This window comes from Pseudonocardia sp. Cha107L01, assembly GCF_052566575.1.
Genome location: NZ_CP199579.1, coordinates 4630699 through 4645363 on the forward strand (window position 1 = coordinate 4630699; position 14665 = coordinate 4645363).

13 protein-coding genes are annotated in these 14665 nt (G+C 71.5%); 10 read left to right on the forward strand and 3 right to left on the reverse strand.

Annotated elements, in window-relative coordinates:
* Nucleotides 1-110 precede the first annotated feature (110 nt).
* Genes ACTXG6_RS21825 through hflX form a run of 4 tightly spaced genes read left to right on the forward strand, consistent with a single transcriptional unit; the run spans nt 111 to nt 4235 of the window.
* Nucleotides 111-893 (forward strand): hypothetical protein, encoded by a 783-nt coding sequence (locus ACTXG6_RS21825; protein ID WP_445189649.1) that lies wholly within the window; start codon nt 111-113, stop codon nt 891-893.
* Entirely contained in the window at nt 890-1813 is a 924-nt protein-coding gene (gene miaA, locus ACTXG6_RS21830; protein ID WP_445189650.1) for a tRNA (adenosine(37)-N6)-dimethylallyltransferase MiaA, read from the forward strand. Before ACTXG6_RS21825 ends, miaA begins: the two co-directional genes overlap by 4 nt.
* Nucleotides 1814-1829: 16 nt before the next feature.
* On the forward strand, nt 1830-2696 hold the full coding sequence (gene dapF / locus ACTXG6_RS21835; RefSeq protein ID WP_445189651.1) for a diaminopimelate epimerase: 867 nt from the start codon (nt 1830-1832) through the stop codon (nt 2694-2696).
* A gap of 57 nt (nt 2697-2753) precedes the next feature.
* The gene (gene hflX, locus ACTXG6_RS21840; RefSeq protein ID WP_445189652.1) at nt 2754-4235 is read left to right on the forward strand and encodes a GTPase HflX; all 1482 of its coding nucleotides are present in this window, start codon (nt 2754-2756) and stop codon (nt 4233-4235) included.
* A 60-nt stretch (nt 4236-4295) separates the two neighbouring features.
* Here hflX and lexA read toward each other — a convergent pair whose 3' ends face one another.
* Nucleotides 4296-5102, reverse strand: a complete 807-nt coding sequence (lexA, locus tag ACTXG6_RS21845) for a transcriptional repressor LexA (protein ID WP_445189653.1) — start codon at nt 5100-5102, stop codon at nt 4296-4298.
* Between the two features lie 202 nt (nt 5103-5304).
* Between lexA and ACTXG6_RS21850 the strand changes: the two genes are divergently transcribed.
* From ACTXG6_RS21850 to ACTXG6_RS21865, 4 genes are all read left to right on the forward strand, one after another.
* On the forward strand, nt 5305-6033 hold the full coding sequence (locus tag ACTXG6_RS21850) for a hypothetical protein (protein ID WP_445189654.1): 729 nt from the start codon (nt 5305-5307) through the stop codon (nt 6031-6033).
* A gap of 119 nt (nt 6034-6152) precedes the next feature.
* Nucleotides 6153-6605, forward strand: a complete 453-nt coding sequence (gene nrdR / locus ACTXG6_RS21855) for a transcriptional regulator NrdR (RefSeq protein ID WP_445189655.1) — start codon at nt 6153-6155, stop codon at nt 6603-6605.
* A gap of 84 nt (nt 6606-6689) precedes the next feature.
* On the forward strand, nt 6690-9515 hold the full coding sequence (locus ACTXG6_RS21860) for a vitamin B12-dependent ribonucleotide reductase (protein ID WP_445189656.1): 2826 nt from the start codon (nt 6690-6692) through the stop codon (nt 9513-9515).
* A gap of 187 nt (nt 9516-9702) precedes the next feature.
* Nucleotides 9703-9882: a hypothetical protein gene (locus ACTXG6_RS21865; RefSeq protein ID WP_445189657.1), complete on the forward strand. Its 180-nt coding sequence runs from the start codon at nt 9703-9705 to the stop codon at nt 9880-9882.
* A gap of 26 nt (nt 9883-9908) precedes the next feature.
* Here the strand turns inward: ACTXG6_RS21865 and ACTXG6_RS21870 are convergent, their stop codons facing one another.
* Entirely contained in the window at nt 9909-10916 is a 1008-nt protein-coding gene (locus ACTXG6_RS21870; protein ID WP_445189658.1) for an alpha/beta fold hydrolase, read from the reverse strand.
* A 175-nt stretch (nt 10917-11091) separates the two neighbouring features.
* Entirely contained in the window at nt 11092-12039 is a 948-nt protein-coding gene (locus ACTXG6_RS21875; protein ID WP_445189659.1) for a proteasome assembly chaperone family protein, read from the reverse strand.
* 143 nt (nt 12040-12182) lie between these two features.
* On the opposite strand from ACTXG6_RS21875, the gene ACTXG6_RS21880 reads away from it, so the two are divergent.
* Together ACTXG6_RS21880 and ACTXG6_RS21885 are read left to right on the forward strand one after the other, a co-directional pair.
* A complete protein-coding gene (locus tag ACTXG6_RS21880) occupies nt 12183-13505 on the forward strand; it encodes an MFS transporter (RefSeq protein ID WP_445189660.1) in 1323 nt (440 codons plus the stop codon).
* A 106-nt stretch (nt 13506-13611) separates the two neighbouring features.
* Nucleotides 13612-14580: an ATP-binding protein gene (locus ACTXG6_RS21885; RefSeq protein ID WP_445189661.1), complete on the forward strand. Its 969-nt coding sequence runs from the start codon at nt 13612-13614 to the stop codon at nt 14578-14580.
* Nucleotides 14581-14665 lie beyond the last annotated feature (85 nt).

Genomic DNA, 14665 nt, shown 5'->3' on the forward strand with positions numbered 1-14665 from the left:
GGCACCCCCAGAGAGACGAGTCGACGTCCCGGCGGTCCCCATGGCGGACCCCGGCAGGCGGTCCGACGGCACGATTACGCTGACCGGTTGTGGTCGAAATGGTGGCGGTCGTGCCCCAGCCGCCGCTGATGCTTCCTCAGCTCACGGTGGGTCGCGCGGCGGAGTCGGAGCCCATGCGGGCGGCGTGTCTGGACGTGGCGGCGCGACTTGCGGCGGTCGCGGACCGGTGGATCGTGGTGGCCGCGGACCCCGGCGGGCGGCAAAGCATGGATCATCCGGTCGGGGGAACGTTCCTCGGCTACGGAGTGGACGTGCCGGTGACCCTGGCGCCGGCTGGGCCCGCCGCGGCGGAGGGCGCCGGGCCGGTGCGCGACGACCTGCCGCTCCCGCTGCTGATCGCCGGCTGGCTGCGCGGGCAGGCCGCGCCCCGGGTCGTCGTCTCGGCCGAGCTGGTGCCGCCGGACCTGCCCACCGAGGACTGCCGCCGCCTCGGCACCCGGATCGCCGCCCGCGCCGCCGCCGAGGCCTCCCCGGTGGCGCTGCTGGTGGTCGGTGACGGCGCGACGACCCACGGCGAGAAGTCGCCCGGTTACCTGGACACCCGGGCCGGGCCGTTCGACGAGGCGGTGGCGGCCGCGCTGGCCGCTGCCGACCCGGCCGGGCTGCTCGCGCTGGACCCCGGGCTGGGCCTCGAGCTGAACGCGGTGGGCCGGGCGCCCTGGCAGGTACTGGCAGGGGTGGTCGAGGGTCAGCGCGACGCCCGGGGTGACGCTCGGGATGACGCTCTGAGTGACCGGACCTGGAGCGGCGAGCTGCTGTACTCGGCCGCCCCGTTCGGGGTGGCCTATCACGTGGCGCTGTGGCGGCGCGGTCAACGGGGGGTGCAACGGTGAGCGAACCGGCGCGATCCCGGGTGCGGCTGGTCGCGGTGCTCGGCCCGACCGCCACCGGCAAGTCCGACCTAGGCGTGGAGCTGGCGCTGCGGCTCGGCGGCGAGGTGCTCAACGCCGACGCGATGCAGCTCTACCGGGGGATGGACATCGGTACCGCCAAACTCAGCCTCGACGAGCGCCGCGGTGTGCCGCACCACCTGCTCGACGTCCTCGAGGTCACCGAGACCGCCTCGGTGGCCGCCTTCCAGCGCGAGGCCAGGGCGACGGTGCAGCGGGTGCTCGACGCGGAGCGGGTCCCGGTGCTGGTCGGCGGCTCGGCGCTCTACCTGCGCTCGGTGCTCGACGAGATGTCGTTCCCCGGTACCGACCCGGTGGTGCGGGCCCGGCTGGAGGGCGAACTGGCCAGCGAGGGGCCGGCGGTGCTGCACCGGCGGCTGGCCGAGCTGGACCCGCCGGCGGCGGCCGCGGTGCTGGTCGGCAACGCGCGGCGGATCGTCCGCGCGCTGGAGGTCATCGAGATCACCGGCCAGCCGTTCAGCGCGCAGCTGCCCGAGCTCGGCGAACCCAGGTACGGCGCGGTGCTGCTCGGGCTGGAACTGCCGACCGACGTGCTCGACTGGCGGATCGGCGACCGGGTCCGCCGGATGTTCCAGGCCGGGCTGGTCGACGAGGTACGCGGGTTGGCCGAGCGCGGCCTGCGGGAGGGCCGGACCGCGTCCCGCGCCGTCGGCTACCAGCAGGTACTCGCCGCGCTGGACGGCGACGGCGACCTCGAGCGGGCCCAGGCGGAGACCACCCGGGCGACCCGCCGGCTGGTGCGCCGGCAGCGGTCCTGGTTCCGCCGGGACCCCCGGATTCACTGGCTGGACGGCCTGGACAACCCGGTGGACGCCGCCTTGGGAGTGCTCGCCGGGCACTGACCCGTACCCTGGTGGGGTGGCTGATCCGGAAGCGGGCATCCCGTTCCGCAAGGGGCACGGCACGGAGAACGACTTCGTGCTGCTGCCGGACCCGGATGGTGCGCTGGAGCTGACCGAGGCGCGCGTGCGGGCACTGTGCGACCGGCATCGGGGCCTCGGCGCGGACGGCGTACTGCGGGTGGTGCGCACCGCCGCGCTCGGTGAACGGGTGGATGCGCCGCCGGCCGCCGAGTGGTTCATGGACTACCGCAACGCGGACGGCTCGATCGCGGAGATGTGCGGCAACGGGGTCCGGGTGTTCGCCCGGTACCTGGTCGAGGCCGGGCTGGTCGGGGCCGGCGAGCTGGTGGTGGCTACCCGCGGCGGTCCGAAGCGGGTCTGGTTCGAGCCTGCGGGCGGGGCCGACCTGCCGGACGTCGGCGTTGCGATGGGTGCGGTCGGGCTGCTGGGCGGGAGCGTCGCCACGGTGGCCGGGCGGCGGTTCCCCGGGCTGGTGGTCGAAGTCGGCAACCCGCACCTGGCCTGTGTCACCGAGGTGCCGCTGGACGAGCTGGACCTGCGCGACGCGCCCGGTTACGACCCGGCGGTGTTCCCGGCCGGGGTGAACGTCGAGTTCGTCAGTCCCGCGCGGGATGGCGTGACCCGCATGCGGGTGTACGAGCGAGGGGTGGGGGAGACCCGCTCCTGTGGCACCGGGACGGTGGCCGCGGCCGCCGCCGCGCTGCGCCACGACGGCCGGTCCGACGGCGTGCTGACCGTGCGGGTACCCGGTGGCCGGGTGCGGGTCGAGCTGACCGGCGGCGCCGCCACGCTGACCGGCCCGGCGGTGCTCGTCGCGGCCGGCGAGCTCAGCGCGGACTGGTGGCGTTCCCTGTCCCGCTGAACCCGGCGGGGTCAACTCCGGGAAATCGGATGCAAAGCGTGGGACGATGGTTGGTATATGAATCAACCGACTGTGTATCTGGAACCGTCCACCGGGGACCTGGAGCTCGAGGAGCGGTCCTCGCTGCGGCGGGTGGCCGGACTGTCCACCGAGCTCACCGACGTCACCGAGGTCGAGTACCGACAGCTGCGCCTGGAGCGCGTCGTCCTCGTCGGAGTCTGGACCGAGGGCTCCGCCGAGCAGGCCGCCGCGTCCCTCGCTGAGCTCGCCCGACTCGCCGAGACCGCCGGCTCCGCCGTGCTCGACGGGCTGGTGCAGCGCCGCCAACGGCCGGACCCGGCCACCTTCGTCGGCTCCGGCAAGGTCGAGGAGCTGCGCAACGCGGTGCTCGCCAACGGCGCCGACACGGTGATCTGCGACGGCGAGCTCTCACCCGGCCAGCTGCGCCAGCTGGAGGAGAAGCTCAAGGTCAAGGTGATCGACCGGACCGCGCTGATCCTGGACATCTTCGCCCAGCACGCCCGCTCCAAGGAGGGCAAGGCTCAGGTCGAGCTGGCCCAGCTGTCCTACCTGCTGCCGCGGCTGCGCGGTTGGGGTGAGGCGCTGTCCCGGCAGGTCGGCGGCCGCGCCGCCGGCGGTGTCGGCATCGGTGGCCGTGGCCCCGGTGAGACCAAGATCGAGCTGGACCGCCGGCGCATCCGCACCCGGATGTCGAAGCTGCGCCGCGAGCTGGCCGGCATGCGTACCGTGCGGGATACCAAGCGCGGCTCCCGGCGCCGCAACGAGGTGCCCGGGGTGGCCATCGCCGGCTACACCAACGCGGGCAAGTCCAGCCTGCTCAACGCGATCACCGGCGCCGGTGTGCTGGTCGAGGACTCGCTGTTCGCCACGCTGGACCCGACCACCCGGCGGAACCAGACCGCGGACGGCAGGGCATACACCCTGACCGACACGGTCGGGTTCGTCCGGCACCTGCCGCACCAACTGGTCGAGGCGTTCCGCTCCACCCTCGAGGAGGTCGCGCAGGCCGACGTGCTGTTGCACGTGGTGGACGGCAGCGACCCGATGCCCGAGGAGCAGATCAAGGCGGTGCGCGAGGTACTCGCCGAGATCGGCGAACAGCACGGCGGGTCGATGCCGCCGGAGCTGCTGGTGATCAACAAGGTGGACACCGCCGACCAGCTGCAGCTCGCCCGGCTCCGGCACCTGCTGCCGGACGCGGTGTTCGTCTCCGCGCGCAGCGGGATCGGGATGGACCGGCTGCGTGAGGTCATCGCGCAGCGGCTGCCCCGACCGCACTACGAGCTCGAGGTGCTGCTCCCGTACACCGAGGGCGGACTGGCCGCGCGGATTCACGAGCACGGTCAGGTACTCGACGAGGAGCACCGCGCCGAGGGCACCTGGCTGCGCGCCCGAGTGTCGGAAGACCTGGCGGCGGCACTGCGCGACTACCGGGTCGCCGGGGCGACGGGCCCTCGGGGTGAGGCGAGCCCTCGGGCCGAGGTGGCCGCCGCGTCGGGGCACGAACGGCTGGCCTGACGGGCTCGATCGGCGCCTCCTGGACCGGCCACACCGCGCGGCGGCCGGTCCCCGGTCGGGCTACAGCCGGCGCAGTACCGCGACCACCCGGCCCAGCACGGTTGCCTCGTCGCCCGGGATCGGCTCGTACGCGGGGTTGCTGGGGAGCAGCCAGATGTGTCCGTCGCGGCGCTTGAAGGTCTTCACGGTGGCCTCACCATCGATCATCGCGGCCACGATGTCGCCGTTCTCGGCCACCGACTGCTGGCGGACCACCACCCAGTCGCCGTCGGTGATCGCCGCGTCGACCATCGAGTCACCACTGACCGTGAGCAGGAACAGGGTGCCCTCCCCGACGATCTCGCGGGGCAGCGGGAACACGTCCGAGATGGCCTGCTCGGCGAGGATCGGCCCACCGGCGGCGATCCGGCCGACCACCGGTACGAACGCCGGCGTCGGGCGCAGCGCGCGCAGCTCCTCGGTGACCTCGGGGCCGTCTCCGGGGTCGTGGACAGCGATATTGGTGACGCCACCCTCGAGGTTGCCCTCGTCCGGGCCCCGGACGTCGACCGCGCGGGTGCGGTTGGGGTCGCGCCGCAGGTAGCCCTTGCGTTCCAGGGCACGCAGCTGATGGTGCACCGACGAGGTGGAGGTCAACCCCACCGCGTCGCCGATCTCCCGCACACTCGGCGGGTACCCGAAGCGCTCCACCCAGTCCCGGATGACCTCGAGGACCTTGCGCTGCCGGGGTGTCAGCACGGTCGGTTCCGCCTCGGGTGGGTCCGGAAAGGTGTGGACCTCGGCGCCGACCGCTCCTGCTGCCTCGACCGCTCCGGCTGTCCCGGCTGCCCCGGCTGCCCCACTGTCGTTCGTCGATCCGCGCGCCATGGTCGCCGATCCTCCCTGCCCAGTCGGCATCGTTCGCTAGTTTGTTCGACTCGCACGGTAGACCGGCGGGGGGACAAGTCCAAACACATGTTCGAACGACACGCCCGCGATTTCCCAGTTTTGTCGGACCCCGGTGGTACACAGATCGCACGCACGTTCGATCGAACGGGCGTGCGATTCGGTGTTACGTCGAGGAGGCGTGATGGGCGGGAGTGCGAGCTCGGTGCGGGTGATGTCGGCCGATGCGACGGGTCGGGTCCCGGTCGCGCTGCCCGGCCCTGTGCCGACCGAGGTGACAACCGAGGTGTCGACCGAGGTGACAACCGAGGTGCTGACCGTGATGTCCGGGGCGACGTCCGGAGAGGTGTCCGGCGTGATGTCCGCCGGGGTGCCGGTCGAGGTGTCGGTCGGGAAGCTGGCCGGTGGCTCGGTGCGGCGGCTCCCGGCCCGCCGGATCGGCCCCGGTCCGGAGCCGACGGGCCCGGGGCGTCCGGTTCGCCACGCGGCGCCGGCCCGGGCGCGTGCGCGCTCATGTGCGGCGGTCCGCCGGGCGCCGGCGGGTCGGGCCAGCGCGGCGCGGCCGGTGTCGGTACGGCCGGTGTCGGTGCGCTCCCTGGGCGGTCGCGGCGGGTTCGCCCTCGAGGCGCGCTACGCCACCCGTCGGATGGTGGCCCAGTTCGTGCTCGTGGTGCTGGCCGCCGCGGTCGTGGTCGGGGGTCTGGGCCTGCTGGCCGACGGAGTGCGCGCGGCGCGGGTCCCGGCGGCCACCGGGATGGTGCAGGTACACGCCGGCGAGTCCATCTGGCAGGTCGCTCGGCGTGCCGCCCCGTCCGCCGATCCGGGCGCGGTAGCTGCCCGGATCGTCGAATTGAACGACCTTGCCTCACCGTCGGTGCGCGACGGGCAGGTCCTGGTCAGCCCCATCGGGTGAGTTTCGCCATTAGGGCGCCATATAGGGTTAGATGGCTTTGCCAACCCCCACATGTTGTGGTTACATGGTTGTAGTTCGGCTAGTGCCGAGCTGGGACGTGTGGGGGAGGATGTCCGCAGGTGCGCTGCCCGTTCTGTCAACACGCGGACTCCCGGGTGATCGACTCCCGGGACGTCGACGAAGGCAAGGCCACCCGCCGCAGGCGGTCCTGCCCGGAGTGTGGGCGCCGGTTCACCACGGTCGAGGAAGCTGTGCTGGCCGTGGTCAAGCGCAGTGGTGTCACTGAACCATTCCTGCGTGACAAGGTCGTCAGCGGGGTACGCCGGGCGTGTCAGGGCCGGCCGGTCACCGAGGACGCGTTGCAGCACCTCGCGCACCGGGTCGAAGAGGCTATTCGCGCAGGTGGGTCCGCTGAGGTGCCCAGTCACGAGGTGGGGTTGGCGATCCTCGGCCCGCTCCGCGAACTGGATGAAGTTGCGTATCTGCGCTTCGCAAGCGTCTATCGCTCGTTCTCCTCTATCGAGGACTTCGAGAAGGAGATCGCCGACTTGCGCCAGATCGCACCCGACTAGATCAGCCGTCCGGCCGCCGCGCCGCGCACCGCCGGACAGCCAACTGACGCCAAGACTGTGCACGCTAGAGAGGGACGAACACGCATGACCGACGTGGTGGGACATCGGGACCCCGGCAACGACCAGCCGATCGTGGAGAACGGCGGCAAGACGCGCAAACGGTTGAAGGTCGAGCGGGTCCACACCACGCCCGGCGTGCACCCCTACGAAGAGGTCAAGTGGGAGCGCCGCGACGTCGTCATGACGAACTGGCGGGACGGCTCGATCAACTTCGAGCAGCGCGGCGTGGAGTTCCCCGATTCCTGGTCGATGAACGCGACCAACATCGTGACCAGCAAGTACTTCCGCGGTGCTGTCGGTAGCGCGCAGCGCGAGAGCAGCCTGCGTCAGCTGATCGACCGGGTCGTCTCCAGCTACGTCGCGGCCGGCATCGAGCACGGCTACTTCGCCGGCGCCGACGACGCCGAGGTCTTCGAGCACGAGCTGACCTGGATGCTGCTGCACCAGGTGTTCAGCTTCAACTCGCCGGTCTGGTTCAACGTCGGCACCTCGTCCCCGCAGCAGGTCAGCGCCTGTTTCATCCTCTCCGTGGACGACACCATGGAGTCGATCCTGAACTGGTATCGGGAAGAGGGGCTGATCTTCAAGGGCGGCTCCGGCGCCGGGCTGAACCTGTCCCGGATCCGGTCCTCCAAGGAGCTGCTGTCCTCCGGCGGCACCGCCTCCGGCCCGGTCTCGTTCATGCGCGGGGCGGACGCCAGCGCGGGCACCATCAAGTCCGGCGGCGCCACCCGGCGGGCGGCCAAGATGGTCGTGCTGGACGTGGACCACCCGGACATCGGCGAGTTCGTGCAGACCAAGCTCCGCGAGGAGGAGAAGATCCGGGTCCTGCGCGACGCCGGCTTCGACATGGACCTCGGCGGCTCGGACATCGCCTCGGTGCAGTACCAGAACGCGAACAACTCGGTCCGGGTCTCCGACGAGTTCATGCGCGGGGTGGAGGGCGACAAGGAGTTCGGGCTGCGCGCCCGGATGACCGGCGACGTCATCGAGACGGTCCCGGCGCGGGGGCTGTTCCACGACATCGCGCACGCCGCCTGGGCCTGCGCCGACCCGGGTCTGCAGTACGACGACACCATCAACGACTGGCACACCTGCCCGGAGTCCGGCCGGATCACCGCGTCGAACCCGTGCAGCGAGTACCTGCACCTGGACAACTCCAGCTGCAACCTGGCGTCACTGAACCTGATGAAGTTCCTGGCCCCGGACGGCACGTTCGAGGCCGCCCGGTTCGCCAAGGCCGTCGAGCTGGTCATCACCGCGATGGACATCTCGATCTGCTTCGCCGACTTCCCGACCGACCCGATCGGTGAGACCACCCGGGCGTTCCGCCAGCTCGGTATCGGCTACGCCAACCTGGGCGCGCTGCTGATGGCCACCGGCCACGCCTACGACTCCGAGGGTGGCCGCTCGCTGGCCGCCGCGATCACCTCCCTGATGACCGGCACCGCCTACCGGCGCTCGGCCGAGCTGGCCGGGGTCGTCGGGGCGTACGACGGCTACGCGCGCAACGCCGAGGCGCACCAGCGGGTGATGCGCAAGCACGCCGCCGCGAACGACTCGATCCGCACGCTGAACCACGTCGACTCGAGCGTGCACAAGCTGGCCACCAAGGCCTGGCAGCAGAACCTCAAGGTCGGCGAGAAGTACGGCTGGCGGAACGCGCAGGCCAGCGTGCTGGCGCCGACCGGAACCATCGGCCTGATGATGGACTGCGACACGACCGGTATCGAGCCGGACCTGGCGCTGGTCAAGTTCAAGAAGCTGGTCGGCGGCGGTTCGATGCAGATCGTCAACCAGACCGTGCCGCGCGCGCTGGCCTCGTTGGGCTACCAGCCCGAGCAGGTCGAGGCGATCATCGAGTACGTGGCCGAGCAGGGCCACGTGGTGGACGCGCCGAGCCTGCGGCCGGAGCACTACGAGGTCTTCGACTGCGCGATGGGCGAGCGGTCCATCCCGGCGATGGGCCACGTCCGGATGATGGCCGCCGTGCAGCCGTTCATCAGCGGCGCGATCTCGAAGACGGTGAACATGCCGGAGGCGGCCTCCGTGGAGGACGTCGAGGAGATCTACCTGCAGGGCTGGAAGCTCGGCCTCAAGGCGCTGGCGATCTACCGGGACAACTGCAAGGTCGGTCAGCCGCTGTCCAACGCCAAGCCCGCCAAGGCCGTCGAGGAAGCACCGGTGGTGGTCGAGTCGCGGCCGGTGCGGCGGCGGCTGCCCAAGAAGCGCCCGAGCCAGACCGTCTCGTTCACCGTCGGCGGCGCGGAGGGCTACCTGCACGCCGGCTCCTACCCCGACGACGGCCTCGGCGAGATCTTCATCAAGCTCGGCAAGCAGGGTTCGACCCTCGCCGGTGTGATGGACGCGTTCTCCATGTCCATCTCGGTCGGGCTGCAGTACGGCATCCCGCTGGAGTTCTACGTCTCCAAGTTCTGCAACCAGCGCTTCGAGCCGGCCGGCATGACCGACGACCCGGACATCCGGATCGCCACCAGCGTTCTGGACTACCTGTTCCGCCGGCTGGCGCTGGACCACCTGCCCTACGAGAAGCGTTCCCAACTGGGCATCTTCTCGGCTGACGAGCGCACCGCGCAGGTTGCGGAGAACTACAACGACGGCACTGTCGACCTCGTCGAGCTGCGCACCACGGTGGAGGCCGCACCGGCCATAACCTCGGTCGGTGCCTCGCCGGCACCGGTGGAGGTGGGCAGCTCGACCGAGCTGCTGGAGCTGCAGCAGGGCAAGCTCGCGGACGCTCCGCTGTGCCTGACCTGTGGCACCAAGATGCGGCCGGCCGGTTCCTGCTACGTCTGCGAAGGCTGCGGATCCACCTCCGGCTGCAGCTGACCCAAGCCCAGTCCGCTCCCCGCGCTGACGGTCACCATTGCGCTTTGATGGTGGCCGTCAGTGTTCTCCGGGGCTTCCCCTGAGATACCGGCGCGGGTGGTCGCCCGTGCCGGGTCAGGGGTCGTCGGGGGGCGGGATCGGGGTCTTCCCCGATGTCGGGCGCCGGCCGGGGCGGTTGACTGGTGTCATGTTGAAGCTGATCGGGATCGCGGCCGTCGTGGTCGTCGGAATTGTGTTGCTCGGCTACGTGGCGAAGGCGGTGCTCTGGATCGCGCTGATCGGCGTGCTCCTGGTCATCGGCCGGGCCGCGTACCAGGTGATGTCCAGCTCGCGGCACGCCGACGAACTGAAGTCACCGACGAGCTGACGAGAGGTCGCCGGTCGGTCGCCGGGTCAGGTGGCGCTGCGCTCGCTGGCGCTGTCGGGCACCTCCAGGGCGGCCGACGGAACCCGGCCGTTGCGCAGCAGTTGGCGCCACTGTTCCAGGTTCCAGGTGGCCGGCATGGTCTCGTCGAGGAACCGTTCCACCGTCGAGACGAACCGCGCCGGGTCGGTGTGGAACGGGAAGTGGCCGGCGCCCTCGAAGATCTCCAGCTGGCTGCCCGGCATCGCGGCGTGCGCCCGGTGCCCGTGTTCGACCGGCACCACCGCATCCCGCGAGCCCCAGACCAGCAGCGTCGGCATGCCCTGGGTCAGGTAGCAGCGGTCCAGCATGGTGATCACCTGGCCGCGCCAGTCCACCACCGAGCGCAGGCTGCGGATGAACGCGGCACGGGAGGTGGCGTCGGGCAGCGCGTCGACGACCCGGAGCAGATCCGGTGCGTCCTGCCCGAGCGCGGTGCCCATGGCGCGCAGCGCGGACACCACCAGCCCGGTCTGCCAGCGCGCGGTGGGCAGCCGGAGCAGGTGCAGCAGAGCCTCGCCGCCGGGCAGCGCGAGCATCCGCAGCACCGGGCTGACCTCCGGGCCGCCGCCGCCGCTGCCCACCAGCACCAGCCGTTCGGTGCGCTCCGGGAACTGGTAGGCGAACTGCATGGCCACCCCGCCGCCGAGCGAGTGCCCGACCAGGGTGGCCCGCTGGACGCCGAGCACACCGAGCAGGTCCCGAACCCCGTTGGCGTACGCGGCCACCGAGTAGTCCGCCCGGGGTTTGTCGGACTGGCCGTGGCCGAGCAGATCGGGTGCGATCACCAGGTGGTGCCGGGCCAGCGCCGGGATGATCGCCTCCCAGGTCGCCGAGTTGTCGCCGATGCCGTGCACCAGCACCAGAGGCGGGCCGGAGCCAGCCACCCGGAAGGCCCTGCGGTAGCCGTGTACGAGCCGAAAGCGCAGGTCAGGACTTCGGACCGGGACCGGACCGAGTCGTCCCTTGCTTCCGCTGTAGATCCGGCTGGCTGTCATCTCCGGTGCACCCCGCCACGCTCGTCAGGGCGCTCGGCCCCTGTGTGAGGCGAGGCTAGAGGTGATCGGCGGCGACGAGTTTCCGGTGACGTTTCCACCGTGTTGCGGGCGACGCAAAGCTCACCCGGCGCGCCGGGTGGGCTTGCGGTGTCGGACGGTAGCGGCAGGCGGCGGCTCAGTTCGAGCCGTGGTCCTCCTGCTCGGCCAGGAACCGCTCGGCCTCGGCGCCCAGCTCGTCCGCGGTCGGCAGCGGCTGGTCGTCGGCGAGCAGGGAGGGCCGGCCGTCGGCGGCCACCGTTGAGTCGTAGCGGCGCTCCAGCGCGCGGACCACCCGGCTGGCCTGCTCCGAGCCGGCCACCTTGCGCTCGATGTCGGCGCCGATCTCCTCGGCCGCCTCGGTCAGCGCGTCGGTCGGCAGCAGCAGCCCGGTGCTGACGCTCACGTGGTCGAGCAGGGTGCGCGCCGCCTGCGGGTACTCGGTCTCGGCCAGGTAGTGCGGCACGTGCGCGGCGAGCCCCATGGCGTCGTGCCCGGACTGGCCCAGCCGCAGCTCCAGCAGCGCGCTGGCACTGCCCGGCAGCTCGGCGGTGTTCGACCACTGCTCGTGGTCGCTGATCAGGTCGGGGCGGGTGGCGTGCGCGGTCAGACCGGCCGGGCGGGTGTGCGGCACGGCCATCGGGATCGCGGTCAGGCCGACCGTGATGTCCACGCCGAAGCGCTCGATCAGCTCGCCCACGGCGGCGGCGAAGCGCTCCCACTGGGTGTCCGGCTCGGGGCCGGTGAGCACCAGGAACGGCGTGCCGGCCAGGTCCCGCACGGAGTACAGAGCCAGCAACGGCTCGTCGTAGTCGGCCCAGTGGTCGCGGTCGAAGGTCATGGTGGGGCGACGCGAGCGGTAGTCGAGCAGCTGGTCCACGTCGAAGGTGGCGATGATGGTGGACGGCAGCACGGTGAGCAGGTGGTCCATCGCCAGCCGCCCGGCGTGCCCGGCGTCGATGTAGCCCCCGAGGTGGTGCACCAGCACCCTCGGCTCCGGCACGGCGTTGACCAGCGCGTCCTCGGACGGAGCCAGGCTCGCCTCGGCGTCTTCCTCGACCTGGTACAGCTCGGTGGGATCCAACACTTCGGACCTCCTACTTCTCACGCTCCACTCCGGCGCCCCGTTGTCGGGCGTTCGGCGTTCTCTAGAAGTGTCAACGCCGCGCACCGTCAGATCCATCCCATTTCGGTGACGGGGAACGTTGGGTCCGTCACCATGGGGACGTTATGAATACGCGGCGGAGTCCCTGGTTGGTCTGGTCGGTGGGTGTCTTCGCCTATCTGGTGGCGGTACTGCAGCGGTCCTCGTTCGGGGTCGCGGGGCTGGACGCGACGGCGCGCTTCCACACCGCGCCGGCGGTGCTGTCCACCTTCGTGGTGCTGCAGCTGCTGGTCTACGCGAGCCTGCAGGTGCCGGTCGGGCTGTTGTTGGACCGCTTCGGCGCCCGCCAGCTGATCGTAGCCGGTGGCCTCACCATGGCCGCCGGTCAGCTGCTGCTGGCGGTGGCCACCTCGCTGCCGGCCGCGTTCCTGGCCCGGGGGCTGGTCGGGGCCGGCGACGCGCTCACCTTCATCAGCGTGCTGCGGGTGCTCAACGCCTGGTTCCCGCCCCGCCGGGTGCCGGTGATGACCCAGGTCACCGCCCTGGTCGGGCAGTTCGGCCAGGTGCTCAGCGCGATCCCGCTGGTGCTGCTGCTGCACGGCCCGGGCTGGACCGCCGGATTCGGCTCGGCCGCCGGGCTCGGCGTGCTGGCCACGGTCCTGGTGCTGCTGGTGATCAAGAACCGCCCGGACCAGAAGTCGGCGCCGGTGGCCGCGCCCGAGGCCACCAGGATGTGGCCCGGGATGTGGCAGAGCCTGCGGTCCGCCTGGCTCACCCCGGGCACCCGGCTGGGCTTCTGGTCGCACATGGGCACCCAGTTCTCCGGCACTGTGTTCGCGCTGCTCTGGGGGGTGCCGTTCCTGGTCGCCGGGCAGGGACTGAGTCCGGCCGGGGCGAGCGTGCTGCTCACCCTGTTCGTCGTGGCCGGTCTGGTGGCCGGCCCGGCGATCGGCGAGTTCACCGCCCGGCACCCGCTGCGGCGCTCCTGGCTGGTGCTCACGGTGATCGGTATCACCGCGTCGGTGTGGACGGCGGTCCTGCTGGTGCCGCCGCCGGTGCCGTACTGGCTGCTGGTGCTGCTCGTGGTGGTGCTGGCGCTGGGTGGCCCGGGTTCCATCATCGGGTTCGACTACGCCCGCACGTTCAACCCCGGCTGCCGCCAGGGCACCGCGGTCGGGATCGTGAACGTCGGGGGTTTCAGCGCGTCGGTGGTCGTGGTGCTCGCGGTCGGCCTGCTGCTCGGCGCGGTCGCCGGGCCGGCCGGCTACACCCCGGCGGCGTTCCGGGTGGCGTGGTGCGTGCAGTACCTGGTGTGGGTCGTCGCCGTGGTCGGCGTGTTGCGGACCCGCCGGCTCGCACGGCGACGGATGGCGGAGGACGGCGTGGTCGTGCCGCCACTGCGGGTCGTGCTGGCCCAGCGACGGGCGGAGCGCACCCCAGCCCGGTGAGTGTCCGGCCGGTGAGTCGATCACCCCTTAGTGAGAATGACTACCATGTTCTCCTGAGTCGATCGCAGGGCCGATCGCGGTATTCGGGAGAAGGGCTGACGCGGCAGTGCGCATTGCGTTTGTGGGCAAGGGAGGTAGCGGCAAGACCACGCTCGCCGCTCTGTTCACCCGGTACCTCGCCGAACTCGACCGGCCGGTGCTGGCCATCGATGCCGACATCAACCAGCACCTGTCGGCGGCACTGGGGCTGGACCAGGCGACCGCGCCGCGACCGCTCGGTGCCGACCTCGGCTGGCTGAAGGACCACCTGCGCGGCACCAACCCGAGGATCCCCTCGGCCGCGGAGATGATCAAGACGACGCCGCCGGGTCGCGGCTCCCGGCTGCTCGAGCTGTCCGAGGACGACGAGGTGCTGGACCGGTACGCGGTGCGCTGCCCCGGCGGCCATTCGGGCATCCGACTGATGGTCACCGGTGAGTTCGACTCCGAGGATATCGGGGTCTCCTGCTACCACGCCAAGACCGGCGCGGTGGAGCTCTACCTGAACCATCTCCTCGACGGTCCCGGCGAGTACGTGGTGGTCGACATGACGGCCGGCGCGGACGCGTTCGCCTCCGGGCTGTTCACCCGCTTCGACCTGACCGTGCTGGTCAGCGAGCCGACCCAGCGGGGGATCGGGGTCTACCGGCAGTACCTGGCGAACGCGGCCGCACACCGGGTGGCACTGCGGGTGGTCGGCAACAAGGTGGCGGACCAGACAGACGCGGACTACCTCGGCGACCAGGTCGGGCCGGCTCTGCTGACCACACTCGAGCACTCGGCGTGGGTGCGGGCCGCCGAGCGCGGCACCCCCAGGCCGCTGGACACACTCGAGCCGGCGAACCGGTCCGCGCTGGGCGAGGTCCTCGCCGCACTGGACGCCACTGAGCGGGACTGGGGCGCCTACCACCGCGACACCGTGGAGTTCCACCTGCGCAACGCCCGCGCCTGGGCCAACCAGTCCGTCGGCCGCGACCTGAGCGACCAGGTCGACCCCGGCTTCGTACCGGGTACCGCGACCGCCGGCCTCAGCTGACCTCCGCCGGCCCGCTGCTGGTCGAGGGCCTTCCCCGTGATCATCAGGACCTCACGGCTGTTTCGGGCCGCGGAAACAGCCCTCA